Raw genomic sequence first — 20,915 nt, 5'->3', positions numbered from 1 at the left:
ATGTTGTCATTAGTCAGGGGTGATTGGTAATTGGTAATTGGTAATTGGTAATCGGTAATTGGTAATCGGTAATTGGTTATTAACCCCCCCATTTTCCCTGTTCCCTGTTCCCTGTCATCTGTTCCCTGTCATCTGTTCCCTATCCCCTGTCCCCTGTCCCCTATCCCCTAAATTATGCCAACTTACACAGGAATTTCCAGCGAAGCCTTCAGACATCCACTGGATCGGCAAGCCGAGCAAGCCCTGCGAAGCTTACCTGGATTTGATTTAATCGCTCGTAAATTTGTGGAATTTATTTATGAACGCCCTCAATTAGTTTATCTAATGGGTAACGCCATCCAAGTCGGTCCTCGCCAATATTCCACTATTTACCAGATATTTCGAGAATGTGTGCGGGATTTGGACATTTACCCCGAACCTGCACTATTTATTTCACACAATCCCCAAGCCAATAGCTATGCTTTAGGGCAAGAGAATCCTTACATAGTAGTCAATACAGGAATACTTGACTTACTTAACGAAGCCGAGATTCGAGCAGTACTTGCCCATGAACTAGGGCATATTAAATGTGGTCATACCATTTTAATTCAAATGGCCATGTGGGCAATGAGTGCCGCTTCTGCCATTGGTGAATTAACCTTCGGTTTAGGGAATTTTGTTAGTCAAGCTTTGATTTATGCCTTTTTTGAATGGCGACGTAAAGCCGAATTAACCGCAGATCGCGCAGCTTTGCTAGTAATGGATGATTTAAACCCAGTGATGTCATCAATGATGAAAATCTCTGGTGGTAGTAACAAATATGCCAATGAATGTAGTTTACCAGAATTTATCCAGCAATCCGAAAAATATCAGGCACTAGATGATGATGGACTGAATCAAGTATATAAATTTCTGATGTATAACGGCGCTCAAGGAACAATGCTAACTCACCCTTTCCCCGTCGAACGGTTGCATTATTTACGGTCTTGGGCAGTATCAGAAGAATATCAGCAAATCCGCCAAGGTAACTATCAGCAAACACCAGCTACTGGAGCCGTTAATGTCAAAGTTGAAACCCCAGAAAATGAAGCCGATAAACTGCGGCAGCAAATTGAAGAATTGCAACGAGAAATTGACAAGATGAGAAGGTCTAATTAGCAAGATATAATTGGTCATTGGTGATTGGTGATAGTGTTTCCAATGACCAATGACCAATTACTAAATCAACTTTCTGGTTCACAGTCGGGAACACCTTCTCGGAATACTCGACTAGCCAGAATATCTACGGCTTCGATAGTAATTAAATCTTGCTTATTTAATTTTTTTCCACTGCTGAGTAAACGATTAGCTTGACGTAAACGCGCTCTGTCTATGGCATTACGAACACTGCGAGCATTAGCAAAATGGGGCATGGTCTTCCGTTTAATTAAATATTCACGGAAGGCTTTTTCTGCCTCTGGACTAAAACAATAGTTTTGTGATTTGACTAGAGATTGGGCAATAGTCATTAAACTATCAACGCCATAATCGTTAAATTCAATGTGTAAACCAATGCGAGAATTCATCCCAGGATTACTGTGAAAAAATCTCTCCATGTGATCTTTATAACCAGCCAGAATGACAACTAAATCATCTCGCTGATTTTCCATAACCTGCATGAGAATTTCAATTGCTTCTAAACCAAAATCCCCTAGATAATCTGGGCGGTATAAAGTATAAGCTTCATCGACTAATAAAACTCCACCCATTGCATTGTTTAAAACTTCCCTAGTTTTTGGTGCAGTTTGCCCAATACCTTGCCCAACTAAATCATCTCGCGTCACTAACATAACGTGTTCTTTGCGGATATATTCTAAGCGATAAAGAATTTCTGCCATCCGCATTGCTACAGTAGTTTTACCCATGCCTGGGTTGCCTAAAAATGTCATATGTAAACTAGGCGCACCGGCAGTTAAACCCAGACTTTTACGAATCCGGTCAACCAGCAACAAAGCTGCCATTTCCTTGATTTTGTTTTTGACGGACTTTAAACCGACTAACTCCTGGTCTAACTTATCCAGAATGTCTTGGATATGAGATTCTTGAAAAGCTGCCTCTAAATCGATTTCGCTATCTTGAGTAACGGTAGTCAATGCGGCTGTTTCTAATACTTGTTCACTCATGACTATCACCTCTGGCAATGACCTTGATGATAGCGTTGACTCAGGAAATATAAAAGAACATAATATTAATGTGTCTTATATATTTTTCTTTATTATCAATTCTTGAGTTTAGTCATAGAGAAAACATTATCTCTCCCACCCCACCCCCAATATAAAGACAGCCTGATCTTGTTGGCCCCTATCTTCAATTTCAGAATTTTCGCTAATGAGACTGGTGTACCTGTCCTAGAGGATAATTAAGTATTAAGTGGGTTAATTCCTCATAAGATGTGACACGTAGACCCATAAGTAGGAAAATTATCCCAGCTACTATCCTGCTGGGAAAAATCCACAATTAAATATTGCTTGATTATTCTCTAGTCTTGAATCTCATTTAGGTTTTTATTTAGGTTTTTCTGAACATGATGATTAAATTGACAAAACGGTTGTTGGTGTTATTGCTAGTTGTTGCTTGTAATTTCTTATTTCCCGGAATTACTGTAGCATCAGCAAATCATTTTTTTAGTTCTCCTCAAGTAATATTCACTTCAGTTGACGAAGATACTAGCGACATTATTGCATTTTCTATTGATGATTTGACTCCCCAGGAACGCCAAAAACTCCAAGCTGTACGTCAACGAAGAAATAAGGAAATTCTTGCAGTTTTAGATTCTTCACAACGTACACAACTTGCTCATGAGTTACATATTGGTAGTAATCTTAATCAAGCGTTAGAAGTACTAGATTTAAACGCAGAACAACAGGATTTAATCAATGCTGTTATTGAATTTACTAATTTAAAACTGAAGGGGATTTTTTCTCATCATGCGTTACTTGATGGTCATAAATAAAGTTAGGGAGTGGCAATGATAAATTGTGCCAGTTGTGGGGATGCGATTGTATTTCTGCAACTGACAATAAGAATAGCAAGATTATTTTTGAGAGTAGTGATTTAGTAATATCAGTAATTATGGTTAACCAAAAATTAATTAACCGTCAACAAAGATTAGAAAAATTTTTACAACATTTAGAAGCAGCCCGTCAATTAGAGAATGACATCATGAAATATGGTCTGGATGCAGCTTATTTATATTGTGATGATGTTGATGGTGATTGGTTAGAAACTTGGGGAGATGATGAAGGGAAAACTATCTCTAGCTTAAATAATGACATGGCAGGTCTTTAACCTGCCTACACACTTACCTATTTTTCGATTCTTGAAGGAATTTCAAGACCATAAAGCATAACTTGAGGGTGGGTACAGCCCAAACTGCATCTACCGGAGAAATAAACTTTGCAAAAGTGATCACAGCAGTTTCAATGATTTGAAGTCTTGCTTTGTTATCTTTTGGTTTGGTTGCTAGTTCTGAGGGTTTATTGGTCTTTGAATTTAACCAGGTTAAAGCAAATATTTCTGGATGTTGAATAGCGATTTCTAGTTGTAATTGAGATTTCATAATCAGTACCTAAAGTCATTTATTTGTCATAATTTAACTTTAGGGGTTGCCAAATAGAGATAAAATTGCTTACCAATAGAAATAAATAGAATTAAATAGAAAACACATTTTTTCAATGAATCCTTCAGCAGCTACTACCCCAGAAGACCAGTTTTTAAAAGCAATGGCAACACAGTACGGTTTTACAGGTGATACCTATGCTGTATTCCTCAGTCGCTTTCATTCAGATAACTACAGTAAAACTAATCAGATATTGATATCAGATATTCCCTGGAATAAAGATCCTGTTAACAAGACTCAAAAAATTCAAGATGAGTTGGAAACAATATGTGAGGTATTGAAACAAGATGGTTTTACCAATGAAAAACCAAAGCCGGGAAGACCGCCGAAAGGTAAAAGTCCTTGGGAACAGGCTTATAAATGGTTATGGGAAACCAAATTCCAAGAATGGAAGATAACACAAAATCTAGTTATTCCTAATGAACAAGTAGAAAAAGCAGCGGTTTGTAATTTCTTCAACCAAATAATCAGTGAATTTCAATACATAAAACTATTTCATACAACCCAACCGATTATTCTTAAAGACCAATACATTCCTATTCAGGTAACGCTAGAAAGGAAATACACTCACACCATAGAAAATACTTGGAATTATGCTGAGTCAGAAGCAGAAATCCAACGTGCTTACTCTCTCAAACATTCGGAAGAATCAAAACCAACACAAGTAGATTGGCAAGAAGCACAAAAACAACATCAATATTTAATGGTGTTGGCAGATCCAGGAATGGGGAAAACTACATTATTAAAAAGAGAGGCTTATTTAACTACACAAGTAGCACTGCAAAGTTTGGAAGATAATAGTCAAACACTGGAAAATTTAGTTATTCCTATTTTTTTAAGACTTTCAGAAATAGCAGACGCAACTAAAGACATAACTGCGAAAGTTAGTGATGCTATTTTAAAATTGCTGGCATCAAAGTATGAAAATCACTTTCCACAAATTGAGACTTTCTTAGTAGATAAATTAAAAACTGGTAAATGTCTCTTGCTATTAGATGCGCTGGATGAAGTAGCGAAAGAATCGAGAAATTATTTATCGGAAAAATTAAATAGCTTTATTCGTAATTATAATTGTCCTATTATCTGCACATCTCGCATTGTCGGTTATAGTGGAGTATTTTTAGACGGGGCTAAAGATGTAGAAATTGTTCCTTTTAATGAACCACAGATAAATCAATATATTGAAACTTGGTTTAACTTTGCGGCTGAATCTATAAATGATAATTCTGTTTCTGCGGCTGCTTTAATTCGAGAATTACAGAATAAGCCCCAAATTCGTGGTTTAGTGCAGAATCCTTTGTTATTATCTTTAATTTGCAGCTTGTATCAAGAAAAAGGAATAAATTTACCAGCGCGACGCTATGAGGTATATGAGCAAGCTGTAAAATGTATGCTTACTAAATGGAGAAAAACACATAACCCAGAAGTAGAGGATGGGTGGATAGATGTCAAAATAGAATTGTTAGAAGAACTAGCTTATCAATTTAGCTGTAATAATCAAGAAATTTTTACAATGCGTGAACTTCGTAAAGCTATTGATAGCTATTTGAAAAAAGATGATATTCCTAGTGATTTTAAAAATATTACTAGTTCTACTTTAATAACAGAATTATCTGAACAGGATGGAATTTTACAAAAACTACATGAAAGTGGTCAGCAATATCTGTTTTTACATCGGACTTTTCAAGAGTATTTCACAGCCTGTTATTTGCAACGCTCACCAGATGGTATTGAATTAGCTAAAGCACATTTTTGGGATTATGAATGGCATGAAACATTAAGCTTAATGGCAGGATTGATGCAAAATTCTGTTACTTTGCTACAAGCAATTAAAAACGAAAAAGATGATATTTTTAACACGCTTTTATTACTAGCGGGACGATGTACGGCTGAGGTTAAAGAAAGTAATCACGAATTGGTTAAAAAAATTATTGATGATATTTATGCTTTTTGGCTAAGTTACCCAAACGCTGAGTTTATCACAGCGGTGGTTGTGGCAGTAGGTAAAACGCAATCACAAATGTTTGAAAAGTTAAAAACAATGTTAAACGATAAAGATAAAACTACCTTGAAACAAAGAGTAATATCTATCCTACGTGAAATAGGTAATTCTCAAATTATTCCTTGCTTAATTCAAATTCTGACAAGTTATGAAGATATGTTTGTCAGATTAATGGCGGCAGGAGCATTAGGTGACATTGGTAATACAGAAGTAATTCCTGAATTAATAGAAGCATCAAATAATGATAAATGTGAGCTTGTTAGAAAAATTGCAGAATCAGCTTTAAATAAGCTTACATTTAGCTCATTCAATTCCAACTATATTGGTAAAACTACAAGCAATCATTCAGATGATTTAGAGGATTTAATTAATATTAAAATGATTGACATACAAACTTTGATTAATCTTCTTCTTTGTTCAGAAGATGAAAAAATTAGACGGAGTGCAGCATACCATTTAGGCAGAATTGGTCATCCTGTAGCAGTTAATTCTCTCATTTTAGCACTGAAAGATGGCGACGAAAATGTTCGTGGGTCTGTTGTGACGGCTTTAGAAAAAATTGGAAATGAGGAAGCAATAAATGTATTAATTCAGTCTCTTAACCATCCAGATTATAACGTTCGAGAAGATGTCATAAATGCTTTAGGGAACATTGCTAATACTGGTAATTTGGAAGCTGTAAATGCAGTGATTAAATCGCTTGAACATCCAGATTCTAACGTTCAAAAAATGGCAGCGTTTATTTTAGGAGAAATTTCTATCTATCAATCAGTTAATAGCTTAATTAAAGTTCTGCAAAATATAAATCATGATTCATCAGTTCGTGAAACTGCGGCAGAAGCATTAGGTAAAATAGGTGCAATAAAAGCAATCCCTGTATTAATTACTACTCTCACTGAGCAGGACTCATCAGTTAAAAGAATGGCAGCAGAGGCTTTAGTTAAGATTGGCACATCAGATACTCTAGCAAAGTTAATCCAAAACCCGAATATTGACATCTATGATTCAGATATCTTTTTTTTAGCCAGACAGTTAGCAGTGCGTTTTAGCAAAGAAAAAGTACCCTTTATTCCTGTTTACTCAGAGTTACTTGGTCAAAGTTTTGATGTGTAAATAGATAATAGCTTCTCTACGAGACGTGAACGCTGCACCTCAATAATGACCTGGAATATTTATTTAGGGCATATCAGGAAAAACCCCAACACACCCTAATTACAAATGAATTATGAGGGCGGGGAAACCCCGCCCCTACGCTGCGACTTCAGCCAATTCAATCACGCGCCCTTCATAATCCTTAACCAAAAAATTCAAAGGCTTTTGATTGCGAATCTTAAACTTCAAACCCCGTGTTTCCACCCGCATTAAAATCAATTCCAGACATTCGCGGTCAAAACAAACGTGGCGTTGCTGATTTTTTATCCCCAAACTCGCACCAGTAATGATGTGCAGTTGAGTATTTTTCTTTAATTGATACCACAACCCATCATTGGCATTACTCATCGCTTTATTTGACCAACTGGGACTGGTAGACATATATAGCGGGTCTATCCCTGTCGCACCAATGGTTTGTTCGTAGTTGTAGTAATAGTGCAAAGGTACTTCCGCCGCTGGCAAATCTAGTAACCCTTCATACAACTGTCGGGCAATTTCCAAATCCGACACCATGACAGTATGTACCTTGGGGGCGCTAGTGAGAAACATCCACATAGCCCCAGCATAAGCCGCCAACAGCATAACCATAATGCCTTGGGTAGAGAAAAGGCTATCCAAGGGCAAAGACGGTAAAAACGAGCCTAGAGTAAAATGACTAACCAGGAACGGTATCAAACTAGCTGCTATAACCATGAACAAACGAATATTATATGAGGGAGCCGCGTTTAGTATTGTCGATTAAGACTAACATTAAGTTCTTGTTTTTAGTTTATCTCATAGTTTGAGACAGGGAATAGGGGAGATGGGGAGATGGGGAGACGCGGAGATGGGGAGACGCGGGGACGCGGAGAAAATTAAGAATAACTTAATTAGGTCTTCTCCAGTGACCAATGACCAATGACTAATGACTAATAACCAATGACCAATGACCAATGACCATTAACCTGTATATTTTAACCACTACTATTTAAAGGCTTGTGCAAATTCCTCACTTTCCCGAAGCTAATCACCCCCTGGTTAAGTCGCTGTTTCATCACAGTGACCAGGAACTACTGAGCCTATTTCAGCGCTATCCAGATAGTGGCAAGTTTTTTACGGTGATTTTTTGCCGCTATAGCCCTATAGTCTACACCTTGATTCAACATTCAGCGCGATCGCCTGTGCAAGCCGATTATCTGTTTGCTCTCACCTGGCGACATATCTATTATGAACTCGGTGGACTCGATTTAACTAACCCGGAAACAGGAAAACAAGATTTAACCCTGCAAAACTGGTTAATCAACATCACTGCTTTCTGCATTAATGAAATTAAATTACCGCCCACTGAAGCAATTCATTATTCTCTCCAGGCTACTTCACCGCCATTATGGTGTTATGTAGAACAAGCATTAAATCAACTTCAACCAGTGTTACGCTTAATAGTGCTGATGGCGCAAACCTTTCACTGGAGCGAAACTAGAATTGCGGCTTATCTACAAGCTGAAGGAGAAAACATTTCTCCGGGAGAAGTAGCCAATTTTCTCCAAGAAGGTTATCGTATGCTAGAAGACAAATTACCTGCTGATATTCGCGCTATTTACTTAGGCGAAAACTTAACTCAGTCCTAACTTAGCTAGTACCACTTCCTCGGAATTAAAAATTAAAAATTAAAAATTAAAAAGCGGATTGCATAAGCTTTTCAGCAATTTTTAATCCTTACTTGACTGATGCTGCTGTGTACTAGATTCGGTTAATCACTAAAACTTTTTCTTAAACCTTCTACTTAAATCCAAAATTTCACGGATAAGTGTTATGAAACAGGGGAATTTTTTATCAGGACATACAATTTTTAACTTAAATTCTAATCTAGCCAAACAGCCAGTCAATAAATTAAGACATGGCAGTTTTTATATTTTACTAAGTAGCTTGGCGCAATTAAATATAAAACCTCTCTCCAAACCTCTCACGCCAGTTGCTACAACGGGGGGAACCTCCGCAACGCACTGGCTCCCCTACAAGGGGAGAGGCTTTGACTCCCACTTCCCTGGTAGGGAAGGGGGCTGGGGGGTTAGGTCTATCTTATATTTTTTAACGCCCACCTACTTATTTGCTTGTTTGCTCAGTCCTACAGCAGCTAATGCTATTGATATTACCAAACAAATCCACCGTCCTTTAAATAATTCTGCGGAACGACCATTAAGAGAAGAAGCAGATAGATTGGTACGTCTAGGTAGGCAACAATATGCTTTAGGATATGCAGATAAAACAATTCAATCAGGATTGCAAGCACTAGAGATCTATCACTCAATTCGTGACATAACCGCCCAAGGTCTAACTTACGATTTACTAGCTAGTGCTTATATCCAATTAGGTAATATCAAAGAAGCAGAAGATGTTTTACGTCGTCGGATAGGAATAGCTCGTGATAATAAAGATTTTCAAAATCAGATTTTTGCCTTAAATAATCTGGGAACTGTGTTATTACAAAAAGGTGAACCAAAAGCCGCAGGACAAGTTATTAATGATGCACTGGTAATTGCTCGCAATTTAGAAAATATTGAGGGACAAGGACTTTCTTTAAGTAATCTAAGTTTAGTAACTGCCAGATTAGGTGATTATAACCAAGCCGTAAAATTAGCTGAAACTGCCTTAGGTTTTCGCCGTCAAACTGGTGATGTTATTGGTGAAGTAAATACTCTGAATAATTTAGGTGAAGCCTATCTGATGGTAGGAGACTATCAAAATACCATAGGTAATTATGGAGCAGCAATGCGGTTAGCTAAAATCAATTTTGATCGTCCTAACCAATTACGAGCAATTGATGGTTTAGTTACGGCTCATGCTGCTGTTGGTCGCTATGAACGGGCGTTAGAATTATTAGAACAACGTTTAACAATTGCCAAATTTTTAAATAGTTCTACAGAAGAATTCAAATATTTTATTTCTTCTGGTGAACTTTATGAAAAAATAGGGGATTATGGCAAAGCACGTAATTTTTATCAACAGGCGCTTTCACTAGCGCGAAAATTAGAAGATGTAAAACAAGAAGCTAAATTGCTATATAAGATTAATGAATTACCAAAACGTTAATCTTCTTGATGATTAGTAATTGGTCAATAACTAATCACAACTATAGCAAAGTGATGATACCAATTTTATGTAAAGTCACATAGAATAATGAAATCCATGAATTCATCTGTCTTTATGTGCGGGTAATAATTCTTGCTTGAAATCTTATTCTATGTAACTTGATCTTCAGAAAAGTATTACAACTGATAAAAAACTAATTCAAAAAAACTGATCCATTTGCTTGAATTATCATTGCACTTTTATCCTGGTTGACATCAGTTGTTTCTTTAAATGTCACTTCCAAGGTTCCTTTTTCTCTAGCAGCTTTAGGAGTTACCATGAGTAGTCCCCTGTCTTCCCGCTGAAATGTCACCGTTACTGGTGTGCTTAAACCTGTTAAATTCGTCCTTGACTTACCTGCTAATATGCGTGGGGCTGTATCGCCAATTACTTGATAAGTTACATCTGCTCCAGTATCATTAATTAAAACGATATTTGCTTTATCATCTGCCAGCGCAATTCTCGTACTGGGTTCTTGTCTTTGTTCTGGTGCTGGTGGTTGTAAACTAGTGTCAGGGGAACGGGTTTGTACTGCTTGTTCTGGGGGGATTGTAGAGGTTCCTGGCTGAAAACCTCGTTGAGAAAGATTATAGGGACTTTCATTAAAAATACGAGGATTGGGATTAAGTACAGAGGATGATTCACCACCAACACTTAAGCCGCTTTGATTTGGTAATGGAGTACCAGGAATTAGTCCTTGTTTCATGAATTGCAGAGTTAAGGCATTGGGAGGACATCCAGCGGGAACTAATACGCGATTGTTATGTGGTTCTTCGTAAAAAATTCTGGGACATTGGTTAACTTTAGAAGTAATTTCTTGTGCCATAACTACTTGCGGAATGGCTGGTAAACTAATCACTAATCCACCACAAACAGTCCCAAGTAATTGAGAACACTTGTAAATATGCATTATTATTTTTCTCCTCTGAAAATATTAAGAATAGAGAATTAGAAATAGGGAACCGTAAACGTCAATAATAGATAACTGACCCATACTTCCTATGCTTCCCCTACTCTTTTCTCTGTCACCTGTAATCTACTTATGCTTCTTCCCAAAGTTGGCGAATTTGATCAGGTAGCCAAGTAGAAATTTCTTGAATTCGTTCTGGGGATAATTCGTCTTTCGTAGCTGAAAATACGGCTTTAACTACTTCCTCTCTGTCTACATTTGCTGGCATTCCTCCTTCATTTTCAACTCTAAATAAAAAGCGATCGCTATCAATCTTAAAAATGCCTGGTCCTTGCCAAGGTGGACGAACTCGACTCAAAAAGGCGACAATTGGGTTGGTATCATGCCATAAATCGGCGATTTCTAATTGCAGTGATTTATCTGTAGTTATTTCCGCTGGTTCATGCAGTTCTGCTTCCACTCTGTCCGCTGCTTCTGTTGTCATTAAATCCCGCATCACCCGGAAGACTACTTCCGTTACATCTCTGGCATCAAAGATATCTGGTAAGCCACTTTTTACCATGACCTTTTCTAAAAAAGGCAAATCTTTATCAGCAATAGCTATTGATGGTTTTTCCTCTGAGACTTGGGGAGGATTAGCTTCCAGTTTGTTTAATAACTGCTGTCCTTTTTCCGTCATTTCTGCTTTTTTAAAGGTAATCAAATGCGGTAAAGGTCCATCTGGTGCGCCGAGAGTATTGGCAATTCGCAAATCAAATTCCTGAGGATGAATAAAATCAGGAACGTCTTCTTGAGTTGCATAAGCATTACCTGTAAACTCAGCATTGATATAATGCTTTTGATTTAAGTAATCTAAATGTCCTAAAAAGTCGGCTATTGTTATTTGGTGTCCGGTAAAATCAGCTTGATTAAAGTGAACTTCATGCATTCCTTGCCCAGTTTCGTTAATTTTCTTGAGCAAGGTGTAAGTAATATTGTTTCTGATAGTAATTGGCATGAGTCGCTTTCCTCCAATTCAAATTTCAACATCTAAAATGCAGACAATTCCCAGGCGACAAACTTGGTTATCAATAAATCCTTAGTAGGTGCTTTACCTAAATGAATATTGACAAATTCCTGCCAAGGGTAATTTACATTAGATGTGAGATTTTTGAGTTTTAACTACTTGTATAGTAATCTCCTAGTATATTTCTCTTCATCTATCACAAGAAACAAATGTTGCATCAAGAGTTAATTCTCAAGAGAGATTGGTAAGGTGACAATGAAAGTAGTACCTTTACCAACGACACTATCAACTTGAATTTGACCTTGATGACGTTCGACAATAGCTTGCGCGATCGCTAAACCCAATCCAGAACCCGTAGTAGTGGCTGTAGCTGTCTTCGCAATCTGATGAGTACGCGCAGGATCAACCCGATAAAAACGGTCAAACAAGTGTGGTAAAGACTCTGGGGGAATACCCACTCCTGTATCACTGACTTTAATTTGTAAATAGGAATTGGTGTAACGTAGTGCGATGGAATCAAGCCGTGTTAACTCCACATTCACCCTGCCATTGACTGGAGTATATTGCAAAGCATTACCAATCAAATTTGTAAATAACCGCACCAGTTGATCCCAATTTCCGATTAGAGTAAAGCTGTTTTCCAATAATTCTGGATCAAGTTCTAAGGGAGGATCAACTAAGTTGAGAGTTAGGGAAATTTCTTTTTCTGTAGCTAAAAGTTTTTGTTCTTCCACTACTTCCATCAACAAAGCATCTAGGGGACAGGGTGAAAAAACCTCTTTGCTAATACCACTATCCTGTCGTGCGAGAAATAGTAAATCATTGACTAACTTTCCTAACCGCTGAGTTAGACGTTCGACAATTTTTAATTGTTGTTGATAATTGATAGTAGTAGTTGTTTCTATTTCTGCTAATTCTAAATCAGCCAACGCAACTTGCACATTAGTTTGAATTAACGCAATGGGACTTCTCAATTCATGGGAAGCATCAGCAGTAAATTGTTTCAAACGTTGGTAAGATTCCCCCACTGGTTCCATTGCTTTACCAGAAAGAAACCACCCAGTAGCTGCTACGGAAATCACCATTAACCCAGTACCCAAAGCTAAATCAAATATCAACTGACGGCTAGGTTTAGTAACTTCAAACCAGGGATGACTAACGCGCAGATATCCCAATACCTGTCTTCCCCTTTCTATCCGTTGTGTGACTTGTCTTAATAAAAGTGCTGTTAGCTCGGCGTTTAGCCCGTTCTGGGTTTGGAGTGCTGAATGAGGATCATCATCACCCCATCGTCCCATTCCAACTACGCGCACAGTTTCCCCATTAGGATGATTATGAATAGGAATATTTAAAGGTTCAGAGAGAGTTGACCAAAGTAATTCTCCCGTAGGACTAAACCATTCTAGGTCAATGTGGTCATCTTCTGTGGTGTCAGCATTGTTGCGAAAACTGGCTTTTACATTGACTCGGAGTTTATCTGTTTGCAGGTGAACGGGTTCAATGACGAGCGATCGCTCTACAACTTCCACTACATGATTTAAGGTATCATCAATTCTTTCCACTAAAGTACTGCGGACATATACATACACTCCAGTAGCAAATAGTAGAAGCAATACAGCAGTTACAGCAGTATACCAAAGGGCAAGGCGGCGACGAGTGGCTTGAAACATTTTTACAACTCCAAGAAAACCCAATAGACACTTGGCAAAATCTGGATTTTCTTTCAGATTAAGTCTGACTGTTAAAGTTCACTTAACTAAGACTTACTATATTAGTAGAGTCCCCTGATGTTGAATGGGCGACATCTACTAGCCTTTAGGTAATCATGCCAAAATCTAAGAAGAGCAACCCCAGCCTTAATCTAAGTGATCCAGAATACTATATCAACCGCGAGTTAAGTTGGTTAGAGTTTAATAGTCGGGTGTTGCATGAAGCTTGTGATCCGCGTACACCTCTCCTCGAACGCCTGAAATTTTTAGCAATCTTCAGTTCTAATTTAGATGAATTCTTCATGGTGCGGATTGCAGCCTTAAAGCAACAGGTAGAAGCAAAAGTCAATTTATTAACCCCTGATGGTCGCACACCGCAACAACAGCTAGATGATATTCGCCTCAAACTTAGTCCCCAAGTCACAAAACAGAACGAACAGTTTGAGCAAGTACTGCAACCTTTATTAGCAAGTCAGGGAATTTACATCCTAGATTATATAGAACTGAATCAAAAACAGCGGAATTATCTAGATAGCTATTTTGAAGAACAAATTTTTCCGGTTCTGACTCCTTTGGCTGTTGATCCTAGTCATCCTTTTCCCTACATTTCCAATCTCAGCTTAAATCTGGCTGTAGTCCTGAAAAACCCAGATACAGAAGAGGAATTTTTTGCGAGAGTCAAAGTACCCAAAGTCTTACCGCGATTTTTGCCTTTACCTCCAGATTTGGGAATTCGTCAAGACGGACAAACCGTTCACTGGTCAGGTGTACCGTTAGAACAAGCGATCGCACATAATTTAGAATCTCTATTTCCGGGGATGAATATTCAAGAATATCACCCCTTCCGCATTACTCGTGATGCTGACCTAGAACTAGAAGAAGATGAAGCAGAAGACCTGTTATTGGCAATTGAACAGGAACTCCGCAAACGTCGTATGGGTGGAACTCCGGTACGGTTAGAAATTAAATCCCAAACTCCAGAATCTGTGCGTTGCAGGTTATTACAAGATTTAGAATTAACCGAAAAAGATATTTACGAAGTAGATGGTCTTTTGGGATTGCGAGATTTAATGTATTTTATGGCCTTGCCTGTTCCAGAACTCAAAGACGTACCACGGCAGTCTGTAGTGCCTCCACGCTTGCAACGCCTCAGAGAACCAAGCGTAGATCCAAATGTATTGGAACTGGAAGAAGGAAAAGACTTTTTTTCCATAATTCGGGAAAAGGATTTGTTGGTACACCATCCCTATCAATCTTTTTCCGGCACAGTAGAACGCTTTATTGCTAGTGCTGCCCATGATCCCAATGTGTTAGCCATCAAAATGACTCTTTACCGCACTTCTGGCGATTCACCCATCGTCAACGCCTTAATTGCTGCTGCTGAAAATGGTAAACAAGTTTCTGTGTTGGTGGAATTAAAAGCGCGGTTTGATGAAGAAAATAATATTTACTGGGCAAGGCGTTTAGAAAGAGTTGGTGTCCACGTTGTCTATGGTTTAGTGGGGCTGAAAACCCATAGCAAAATTGTTCTGGTAGTGCGGCGTGAAAAAGACCGGATGCGCCGTTATGTGCATATTGGTACGGGCAACTATAACCCGAAAACGGCTCGACTGTATACAGATTTGGGATTATTTAGTTGTCGGGAAGAATTGGGTGCTGATTTAACAGATGTGTTTAACTTTTTGACGGGATATTCTCGCCAAAAGTCTTATCGAGAAATATTAGTAGCACCTGTGAATATGCGCGATCGCTTTCTTGAACTAATTAACCGAGAAATCGAAAATGTCAAAAATGGTTTTTCTGGTCGCATTGTCGCTAAAATGAATGCCCTCGTCGATCCGCAAACCATCGCTACTTTATATGCAGCTTCCCGCGCCGGAGTCCAAATTGATTTAATTATCCGTGGTATTTGCTGTTTGCGTCCAGGACTCAAAGAGATCAGCGAAAATATTCGCGTCATTAGCATCATTGGGCGATTTTTAGAACACTCCCGCATTTTTTACTTCCATAACAATGGTCAAGAAGAAATATATATTGGTAGTGCTGATTGGATGCGCCGCAATTTAGACAGACGAGTAGAAGTCATTACCCCAATTAAAGACCAAGATATTGCTAAGGATTTGCAAGAAGTTTTGGGAATTATGTTGGCAGATAATCGTCAAGCTTGGGATTTACAATCGGATGGTAGTTATATCCAAAGACGTGCCTTTGATGATTCTCCCGAAACTAATTCACAACAAACTCTTATGTCTATGGTCTTACGTTCTGTCGGCATGATCTAAAATCGAATTGCCTCGGAAAAACAGTTGCATATACCTTAAAAAGGTAGTAAATTAACTGCTTTAGGAAAACTTTATTTTTCTGAGCAATTCTTTGATGATTTTTTATATAAAAACCCCATGTATTCAACCATAAGATAGAGTGATGTCGGCACTGACTCCCATAAACTATAGAGATTACCGTACATAATTTTTATAGCAGGAAATGTTAATGTTGTCCCGTCCGTCTCCTAATTTGCGTGTTTTAGTCGTTGACGATCATGAACTGACTCGCATAAGCTTAAAGTTAGCCCTTGCTTGCCAAGAGAATATTCAAGTAGTAGGTTTAGCAAGTAATGGTCAAGAAGCTATTGAAATGTTTAAGTGTTTCCACCCTGACGTGATTGTTCTAGACTTACATATGCCAGTCATGGATGGTTGGAGCGCGTCTCATTATATTAAATCTATTTCTCCAAATACTCAAATCTTGGCTTACTCTTCCATAGAAGATACCCATTTGCAACGTACAAAGGCAATGTCTAGCTTTGATGACGTTTGCAAAAAAGAAGCTTCTACAACCGAACTCATTGCTTTGGTCAGACAGCTAGGACAACGTGCTGGTAATAGTTCCCTTTCGGGATGAACTGTGCAAATATAGTAGGTGACAGGTGACAGGTGACAGGTGACAGGTGACAGTATTAAAATCAGGCAATTCTAGTTAATAAATATTTTATTTAACGCTAAATAGCGTCGGGTTAACCGTAAATTTACGGATTGCCGACGCAATGATTAAAATGATTAATTTTAGCCTCAATTCAGCTTAATTAATTTCTGTGTCTGGAATACTGCGTCTAAATTCATCGATTAAATCATCTAATTCTTCCAAAGCTTGATTTACGTCAACTCTCAAAGTCCCTAGATTTGGTTGTTCTAGTAGACTCAGCAGGTACTCACGCTTACTTTGAACTGATGCAACTCGTTCCTTTATCGTCTGAAGATCCATTGTTTTTTCCCATCTTTAACTATCTTCAAATTTAAAGTTAACGCAAAATCGGCTGAATTCTTATCTAATATCCTCAGTAACTTATTACTGATAACCGATGATGATAAAACTAATATATGTAGGAATTATATTAATCTCAAATTATGTTAGGCAATCTTTCTTTAGGATCACTCGGTTTAACCGTGGGTGGCATACTTATCATCACAGGCTTTATCGCTTATGGTGTGGATAATGCCACGCTCAATCTGATCGGCTTTTTCTATGGCTTTCCTCTATTTTTGGGAGGTCTAGCGCTTAAAGCCAATGAAATGAAACCAATACCCTTCTCTCAAACTACCACGCCTTCAGTATTGGAACTACGGAAGCAACAAGCAACTGTGACTCAAAACAAAATCCGTAAAGATATTACGCGATATTGCTACGGTCAAGAAGCTCACTTAGATACAGCACTTGCTTACTTAGGTCTGAGTCCTAGCGATGAGGAAAGACCATTAGTCACAGGTTTACGAGAAACGGAAGTCAATGGATCTTATTGTATTATTTTAGAATTTGATTCGCCTCTGATCCCAGTAGATATTTGGCATCAAAAACAGGAAAAAATGACCAAATACTTTGCTCCTAACGTCGAGGTAAAAATTACACAGCCTGGTGAAGATAAAATTGAACTAGCTTTAATTACTACTCAATCGTAATTGCTGAGTCCTGAGTGCTGAGTGCTGAGTGTTGAGTGCTGAGTGCTGAGTGCTGAGTGCTGAGTGATCTCTCTTTCCCCGTGTCCCCGCGTCCCCGCGTCCTCTTCTGACTCCTGCTGTATTCACTTTTCCAAACGCACTGCATACCACTGAAAATATTTTCCAGGGCCAATATCTAACTCACAACTAGTGTCAATTAAATATTGTGCTTGTTCTGATGGCAACTTAAATTTTTGGACATCGGGAGGTAAGTCCTCAAATTTAAGTTGTTGCAAAATATTTTCTAGCTTTTCTAATAACTCGGAAGTCGTTAGAAATTGTTCTGGTTGGTTAGTTTCCAGAATGACAAAGTTATCCTGTTGATACATTAATGGATTTGGCATTTATTAATTTACTCATTCAAGTTGGTTACTAATGAATAATAACTAAGATGGATAAACTGGTAAAGTAAAATGGAACCATGCTCCACCATTAGGGGCTGAGTCTACCCAAATTTGACCATAGTGCGCCCGGATAATGCGTTGGCATAAAGAAAGACCAATTCCATACCCATCCGTTCCTTCATCACGTTGTAGACGGAAATGATTTTCAAAGATGCGATCGCGGTTTTCTTGGGGAATACCAGGGCCAGTATCGCCAATACTAAACTGTACTTTTTGGGTGGTACGGTGTAGCCCAGCGAAGCTAATACAGCCCCCAGCAGGAGTGTATTTAATGGCATTATCCAAAAGATTTACCAGCACTTGGCGGATGCGTTCTGGATCTGCATACACACAGGGTAAGTCTTGGGGGATATCGGTTTCTATTCTTTGCGATTTGGCGATGTAGCGATCGCGCAATTCCTCCAAGACATCAAAACTAAGTTTACCCAGTTCCAGTTTTTGCGGTGTGATCGGAAATTCTGTATCATCACCACGACCAACTTCTAAAAGATCCGCGATCATTCGATCAATAATCCTTGTTTGACTGCGGGCTTGTTTTAATAAATAAGCCGTCATGGCAGGTTTCAGACGCAGAAAGTCACCTTTTTCAGGATTGTAGTTGGACTGGAGAGTTTCTATAGCGATCGCCACAGCTGTCAAAGGATTACGGAGATCATGTGCCAAAATTGCAATCACTCGATCTTTAAACTGTAGCTGTTCTTCCAGTTTCTCTTTTTCCTGTTTCAGGTGAAAAATTTCGTCTGAAAGTTTGATCAGTTCGGCAGAAACGGCGACAGAACGGATTGTAGATTTAGGTGATATCCCCCGGACATTCTCATCTATACGTTCTTGTAAGTCTTCTTGTAACTTTAAGAATGCGTCTACAGCAGTTTGCCAGCGAGGCCACCAGGTTTTCAATTGGGCTATGATATTACTTCCAGCGAGGGTTTGCTGGGGTTCGGGATGGATTTTGATTAAGGCGGGCGTGGCTACCAACTTAAAATGTTCCGCCAAATATGGTTGCTGCCCGACATCAATGATTTGAAGTTCAAAACTATACTCAGCTTCTAATTCTTTTAAGTAGGCGCGGATTCGCTGCACCTGTTGTCGGGATTGTGGTCGTCCATCAACAAACAGTAACAGTTGGAGTGGAGCCTCAGAATAGATAGGCTGATCCTGGGAAACTTGCATGTAATCGTGTTTCAGCACTGGTAACAACCTGGCGACGCTTTACAGAAAGTAAAATAGACTGACGGTTGTCAATGATCGTTGTTTTCTTTCAATTTAATATCTATTTTAGATTTTTCGTACTCCTATCTGATCTGCGTTTTTGACATGAGAAAAATCTTTTTAGGAATTTTGCTCCCTTTTACGTTCGTTTTCATTCCTAACAGCACCTTAGCTATGGAATACTACGCCTCATCTGACCTGAGTCAAAATATTTCTTCAAAGTCAGCATCTGAAAGCTTTTATACCACAGCTGCGCGCCTTGTACAGCAGCAGATTTTTTTAACCGCTCGCCTTGAGCAAGCACTGAGTAGCCCCGATCCCAACAAAATGAGATCCGTGCGGGGACAATTAACCATTTTTACTCATGCTGTGGATACTTTTCTCGCAGGTCAGTACTCAAGTCCGAAAACATTGTGTACCCCAAAAGGAGAGTTGTCTCCACAGTCTTCTGTAGTTGTGCAGTTAACTGAGTCCCAATCACAAATTTACTGCTCTTTGTACGCTTCTAGCCAGGAATTATGGAAGTTGTACCCAGTTGTAGATCGGTTGTTGTCTCGACGAGGTGAGTTAGCCTTAGTTAAACCGTTACCGTTGGTTTCGGGAGAACATGACTCCGATTCTGTGCTTTCCATTGCACCAAAGCAGCGTCCTCATCTTGGCAACCCAGCAACACCTTTTTCTAGTCGGGAACCAAACTTAACTTCATTCCCATTACCAGTAGTTGGCAGCACTGCAAAAACAGCTATAGCCAACTATGTAGCGCCTATGCAACCTGCTATTGCTGTACCGGAAGAAACTATTAGTACTATCAAAACCGTTAATCAAATCTTGACAGCAGTCCAAAAAGCATTTCCGCAAAATATTAAATTTATCAATCCTCAGAAAGATGCTGCGACACTTGACCGATTTGCTTACGACATTGATTCCCAAGAAAAACAAACCTACGCTCAGTTTTTGCAACTGCCTAACACGGGAATCTTTCGGGTATTACCTGATTCAGCGTACCGTCGGCCGTTGAGTCTTCCCCAGAATAGATTACAAGCCAGTGTGAGTGAGCGTTATCCTTTTCCCTCTGTGGGTGAGGTTAAGGAAGATTTTACTCCTAGTTTAGCATTGAAGATGATTGGTGATAACTTCCAGTTAGTCCATCAAGGGATAAATTATGGCTTCATCATTGATGTGGGTGATGTACCCTTAGAAAAGTTAGATGGCAGGCTACAGGCTGTTTCCTCGTCTACGGGAGAATTTTTGCTCAACTACCAGCCACCCAAACAGTTAGAAGCCCTACAAATAGACAGACAAAGGTTTTTAACGGGGAAAGATCAGAATTGGCAGCAAAATCAAATATTGTTAGCTAGTGCTACAGCCAAATTAAATCATACTTATTTAGTGCGATCGCTCCAATTCCAACTTCCACCAATTATCTTGAATCGTCAACCCATCTCTCGCCCTAATAGTGGCATTAGGCAGCAATTAGGACAAGTACCTAGCAGTGATACTATTATCGCCTTCCGTGCCGTCCGTCGCCGTCCTGATGGCAGCTACACCATTCTGTGGCGAGTTCTCAATCAGTTGCCCGCCCCGCAAATTGAAGATTTAGAGAACTATATCAATAACTGATATCTACCAAGTTTTTTTGTGAGTTCTTGAAACTTTTCGACCAATTAGGCTTTCAAAAGGGTTAATTAACAGTAGCTGAAAAGCTAACAATTACTACCAATTACTCACTTATGCTCCCCGGCAAAGTCATCAGCTATTGTGACTGTATTGGGATTTTGTTGTAAAA

At 38.8% G+C, this 20,915-nt stretch carries 19 protein-coding genes; 10 read left to right on the top strand and 9 right to left on the bottom strand.

Translation table 11 applies throughout. From position 1 onward, the window contains the following. Positions 1-174: 174 nt before the first annotated feature. Positions 175-1,137 carry a M48 family metallopeptidase gene (locus tag H6G68_RS16355; protein ID WP_190907593.1) on the top strand — a complete coding sequence of 321 codons (963 nt, stop codon included), beginning with the start codon at positions 175-177 and terminating at the stop codon, positions 1,135-1,137. Between the two features lie 65 nt (positions 1,138-1,202). On the opposite strand, the gene H6G68_RS16350 is transcribed toward H6G68_RS16355, so the two are convergent. Continuing rightward, complete coding sequence (locus H6G68_RS16350) at positions 1,203-2,141, bottom strand: AAA family ATPase (protein WP_190907592.1); 939 nt, start codon at positions 2,139-2,141, stop codon at positions 1,203-1,205. A 401-nt stretch (positions 2,142-2,542) separates the two neighbouring features. Between H6G68_RS16350 and H6G68_RS16345 the strand changes: the two genes are divergently transcribed. Beyond that, entirely contained in the window at positions 2,543-2,971 is a 429-nt protein-coding gene (locus tag H6G68_RS16345) for a hypothetical protein (RefSeq protein ID WP_190907591.1), read from the top strand. Between the two features lie 119 nt (positions 2,972-3,090). Next, complete coding sequence (locus H6G68_RS16340) at positions 3,091-3,306, top strand: hypothetical protein (protein WP_190907590.1); 216 nt, start codon at positions 3,091-3,093, stop codon at positions 3,304-3,306. A gap of 13 nt (positions 3,307-3,319) precedes the next feature. Here H6G68_RS16340 and H6G68_RS16335 read toward each other — a convergent pair whose 3' ends face one another. Further along, on the bottom strand, positions 3,320-3,577 hold the full coding sequence (locus H6G68_RS16335; protein ID WP_190907589.1) for a hypothetical protein: 258 nt from the start codon (positions 3,575-3,577) through the stop codon (positions 3,320-3,322). A 115-nt stretch (positions 3,578-3,692) separates the two neighbouring features. On the opposite strand from H6G68_RS16335, the gene H6G68_RS16330 reads away from it, so the two are divergent. Further along, on the top strand, positions 3,693-6,752 hold the full coding sequence (locus tag H6G68_RS16330) for a HEAT repeat domain-containing protein (RefSeq protein WP_190907588.1): 3,060 nt from the start codon (positions 3,693-3,695) through the stop codon (positions 6,750-6,752). A 135-nt stretch (positions 6,753-6,887) separates the two neighbouring features. Here H6G68_RS16330 and H6G68_RS16325 read toward each other — a convergent pair whose 3' ends face one another. Continuing rightward, entirely contained in the window at positions 6,888-7,484 is a 597-nt protein-coding gene (locus tag H6G68_RS16325) for a glyoxalase-like domain protein (RefSeq protein ID WP_190907587.1), read from the bottom strand. 284 nt (positions 7,485-7,768) lie between these two features. On the opposite strand from H6G68_RS16325, the gene H6G68_RS16320 reads away from it, so the two are divergent. Beyond that, complete coding sequence (locus H6G68_RS16320; RefSeq protein WP_127053502.1) at positions 7,769-8,398, top strand: sigma-70 family RNA polymerase sigma factor; 630 nt, start codon at positions 7,769-7,771, stop codon at positions 8,396-8,398. 448 nt (positions 8,399-8,846) lie between these two features. Next, entirely contained in the window at positions 8,847-9,860 is a 1,014-nt protein-coding gene (locus H6G68_RS16315; RefSeq protein WP_190907632.1) for a tetratricopeptide repeat protein, read from the top strand. 193 nt (positions 9,861-10,053) lie between these two features. Here the strand turns inward: H6G68_RS16315 and H6G68_RS16310 are convergent, their stop codons facing one another. The 3 genes from H6G68_RS16310 to H6G68_RS16300 all read right to left on the bottom strand — a co-directional run bounded on the left by H6G68_RS16310 (position 10,054) and on the right by H6G68_RS16300 (position 13,485). Continuing rightward, the gene (locus H6G68_RS16310; protein WP_190907586.1) at positions 10,054-10,809 is read right to left on the bottom strand and encodes a hypothetical protein; all 756 of its coding nucleotides are present in this window, start codon (positions 10,807-10,809) and stop codon (positions 10,054-10,056) included. Positions 10,810-10,939: 130 nt separating this feature from the next. Further along, positions 10,940-11,413, bottom strand: a complete 474-nt coding sequence (locus H6G68_RS27805; protein ID WP_422596259.1) for a DUF2267 domain-containing protein — start codon at positions 11,411-11,413, stop codon at positions 10,940-10,942. A gap of 626 nt (positions 11,414-12,039) precedes the next feature. Next, positions 12,040-13,485 carry a sensor histidine kinase gene (locus H6G68_RS16300; protein ID WP_190907584.1) on the bottom strand — a complete coding sequence of 482 codons (1,446 nt, stop codon included), beginning with the start codon at positions 13,483-13,485 and terminating at the stop codon, positions 12,040-12,042. Between the two features lie 155 nt (positions 13,486-13,640). On the opposite strand from H6G68_RS16300, the gene ppk1 reads away from it, so the two are divergent. Both ppk1 and H6G68_RS16290 read left to right on the top strand, forming a co-directional pair. Then, positions 13,641-15,806: a polyphosphate kinase 1 gene (gene ppk1, locus H6G68_RS16295; RefSeq protein WP_190907583.1), complete on the top strand. Its 2,166-nt coding sequence runs from the start codon at positions 13,641-13,643 to the stop codon at positions 15,804-15,806. Between the two features lie 202 nt (positions 15,807-16,008). Continuing rightward, complete coding sequence (locus H6G68_RS16290) at positions 16,009-16,425, top strand: response regulator (RefSeq protein WP_190907582.1); 417 nt, start codon at positions 16,009-16,011, stop codon at positions 16,423-16,425. 177 nt (positions 16,426-16,602) lie between these two features. Here the strand turns inward: H6G68_RS16290 and H6G68_RS16285 are convergent, their stop codons facing one another. After that, on the bottom strand, positions 16,603-16,785 hold the full coding sequence (locus H6G68_RS16285) for an SGNH/GDSL hydrolase family protein (RefSeq protein ID WP_127053496.1): 183 nt from the start codon (positions 16,783-16,785) through the stop codon (positions 16,603-16,605). A gap of 143 nt (positions 16,786-16,928) precedes the next feature. On the opposite strand from H6G68_RS16285, the gene H6G68_RS16280 reads away from it, so the two are divergent. Then, positions 16,929-17,477, top strand: coding sequence for a DUF2854 domain-containing protein (locus H6G68_RS16280; protein ID WP_190907581.1), 549 nt, complete (start codon positions 16,929-16,931; stop codon positions 17,475-17,477). A gap of 122 nt (positions 17,478-17,599) precedes the next feature. On the opposite strand, the gene H6G68_RS16275 is transcribed toward H6G68_RS16280, so the two are convergent. Continuing rightward, the gene (locus H6G68_RS16275; protein WP_190907580.1) at positions 17,600-17,860 is read right to left on the bottom strand and encodes a CRR7 family NDH-1 assembly protein; all 261 of its coding nucleotides are present in this window, start codon (positions 17,858-17,860) and stop codon (positions 17,600-17,602) included. A 42-nt stretch (positions 17,861-17,902) separates the two neighbouring features. Further along, positions 17,903-19,108: a histidine kinase gene (locus H6G68_RS16270; protein ID WP_190907579.1), complete on the bottom strand. Its 1,206-nt coding sequence runs from the start codon at positions 19,106-19,108 to the stop codon at positions 17,903-17,905. A gap of 126 nt (positions 19,109-19,234) precedes the next feature. Here H6G68_RS16270 and H6G68_RS16265 point away from each other — a divergent pair, with 126 nt between their 5' ends. Next, positions 19,235-20,749: a hypothetical protein gene (locus H6G68_RS16265; RefSeq protein ID WP_190907578.1), complete on the top strand. Its 1,515-nt coding sequence runs from the start codon at positions 19,235-19,237 to the stop codon at positions 20,747-20,749. Positions 20,750-20,915 lie beyond the last annotated feature (166 nt).

Origin of the sequence: Anabaena catenula FACHB-362 (assembly GCF_014698735.1) — a bacterium.
In the GTDB taxonomy this organism is placed as follows: domain Bacteria; phylum Cyanobacteriota; class Cyanobacteriia; order Cyanobacteriales; family Nostocaceae; genus Anabaena; species Anabaena variabilis_A.
Note: the sequence above shows the minus strand (reverse complement) of the source record. Positions and strands in the feature narration are given on the sequence as shown.

Bases quoted from the DNA above. Each gene is read 5' to 3' on its own strand.
- H6G68_RS16355 (WP_190907593.1), top strand. From the start codon at position 175: ATGCCAACTTACACAGGAATTTCCAGCGAAGCCTTCAGACATCCACTG.
- H6G68_RS16350 (WP_190907592.1), bottom strand. From the start codon at position 2,141: ATGAGTGAACAAGTATTAGAAACAGCCGCATTGACTACCGTTACTCAA.
- H6G68_RS16345 (WP_190907591.1), top strand. From the start codon at position 2,543: ATGATGATTAAATTGACAAAACGGTTGTTGGTGTTATTGCTAGTTGTT.
- H6G68_RS16340 (WP_190907590.1), top strand. From the start codon at position 3,091: ATGGTTAACCAAAAATTAATTAACCGTCAACAAAGATTAGAAAAATTT.
- H6G68_RS16335 (WP_190907589.1), bottom strand. From the start codon at position 3,577: ATGAAATCTCAATTACAACTAGAAATCGCTATTCAACATCCAGAAATA.
- H6G68_RS16330 (WP_190907588.1), top strand. From the start codon at position 3,693: ATGAATCCTTCAGCAGCTACTACCCCAGAAGACCAGTTTTTAAAAGCA.
- H6G68_RS16325 (WP_190907587.1), bottom strand. From the start codon at position 7,484: ATGGTTATAGCAGCTAGTTTGATACCGTTCCTGGTTAGTCATTTTACT.
- H6G68_RS16310 (WP_190907586.1), bottom strand. From the start codon at position 10,809: ATGCATATTTACAAGTGTTCTCAATTACTTGGGACTGTTTGTGGTGGA.
- H6G68_RS16300 (WP_190907584.1), bottom strand. From the start codon at position 13,485: ATGTTTCAAGCCACTCGTCGCCGCCTTGCCCTTTGGTATACTGCTGTA.
- ppk1 (WP_190907583.1), top strand. From the start codon at position 13,641: ATGCCAAAATCTAAGAAGAGCAACCCCAGCCTTAATCTAAGTGATCCA.
- H6G68_RS16290 (WP_190907582.1), top strand. From the start codon at position 16,009: ATGTTAATGTTGTCCCGTCCGTCTCCTAATTTGCGTGTTTTAGTCGTT.
- H6G68_RS16285 (WP_127053496.1), bottom strand. From the start codon at position 16,785: ATGGATCTTCAGACGATAAAGGAACGAGTTGCATCAGTTCAAAGTAAG.
- H6G68_RS16280 (WP_190907581.1), top strand. From the start codon at position 16,929: ATGTTAGGCAATCTTTCTTTAGGATCACTCGGTTTAACCGTGGGTGGC.
- H6G68_RS16275 (WP_190907580.1), bottom strand. From the start codon at position 17,860: ATGCCAAATCCATTAATGTATCAACAGGATAACTTTGTCATTCTGGAA.
- H6G68_RS16265 (WP_190907578.1), top strand. From the start codon at position 19,235: ATGAGAAAAATCTTTTTAGGAATTTTGCTCCCTTTTACGTTCGTTTTC.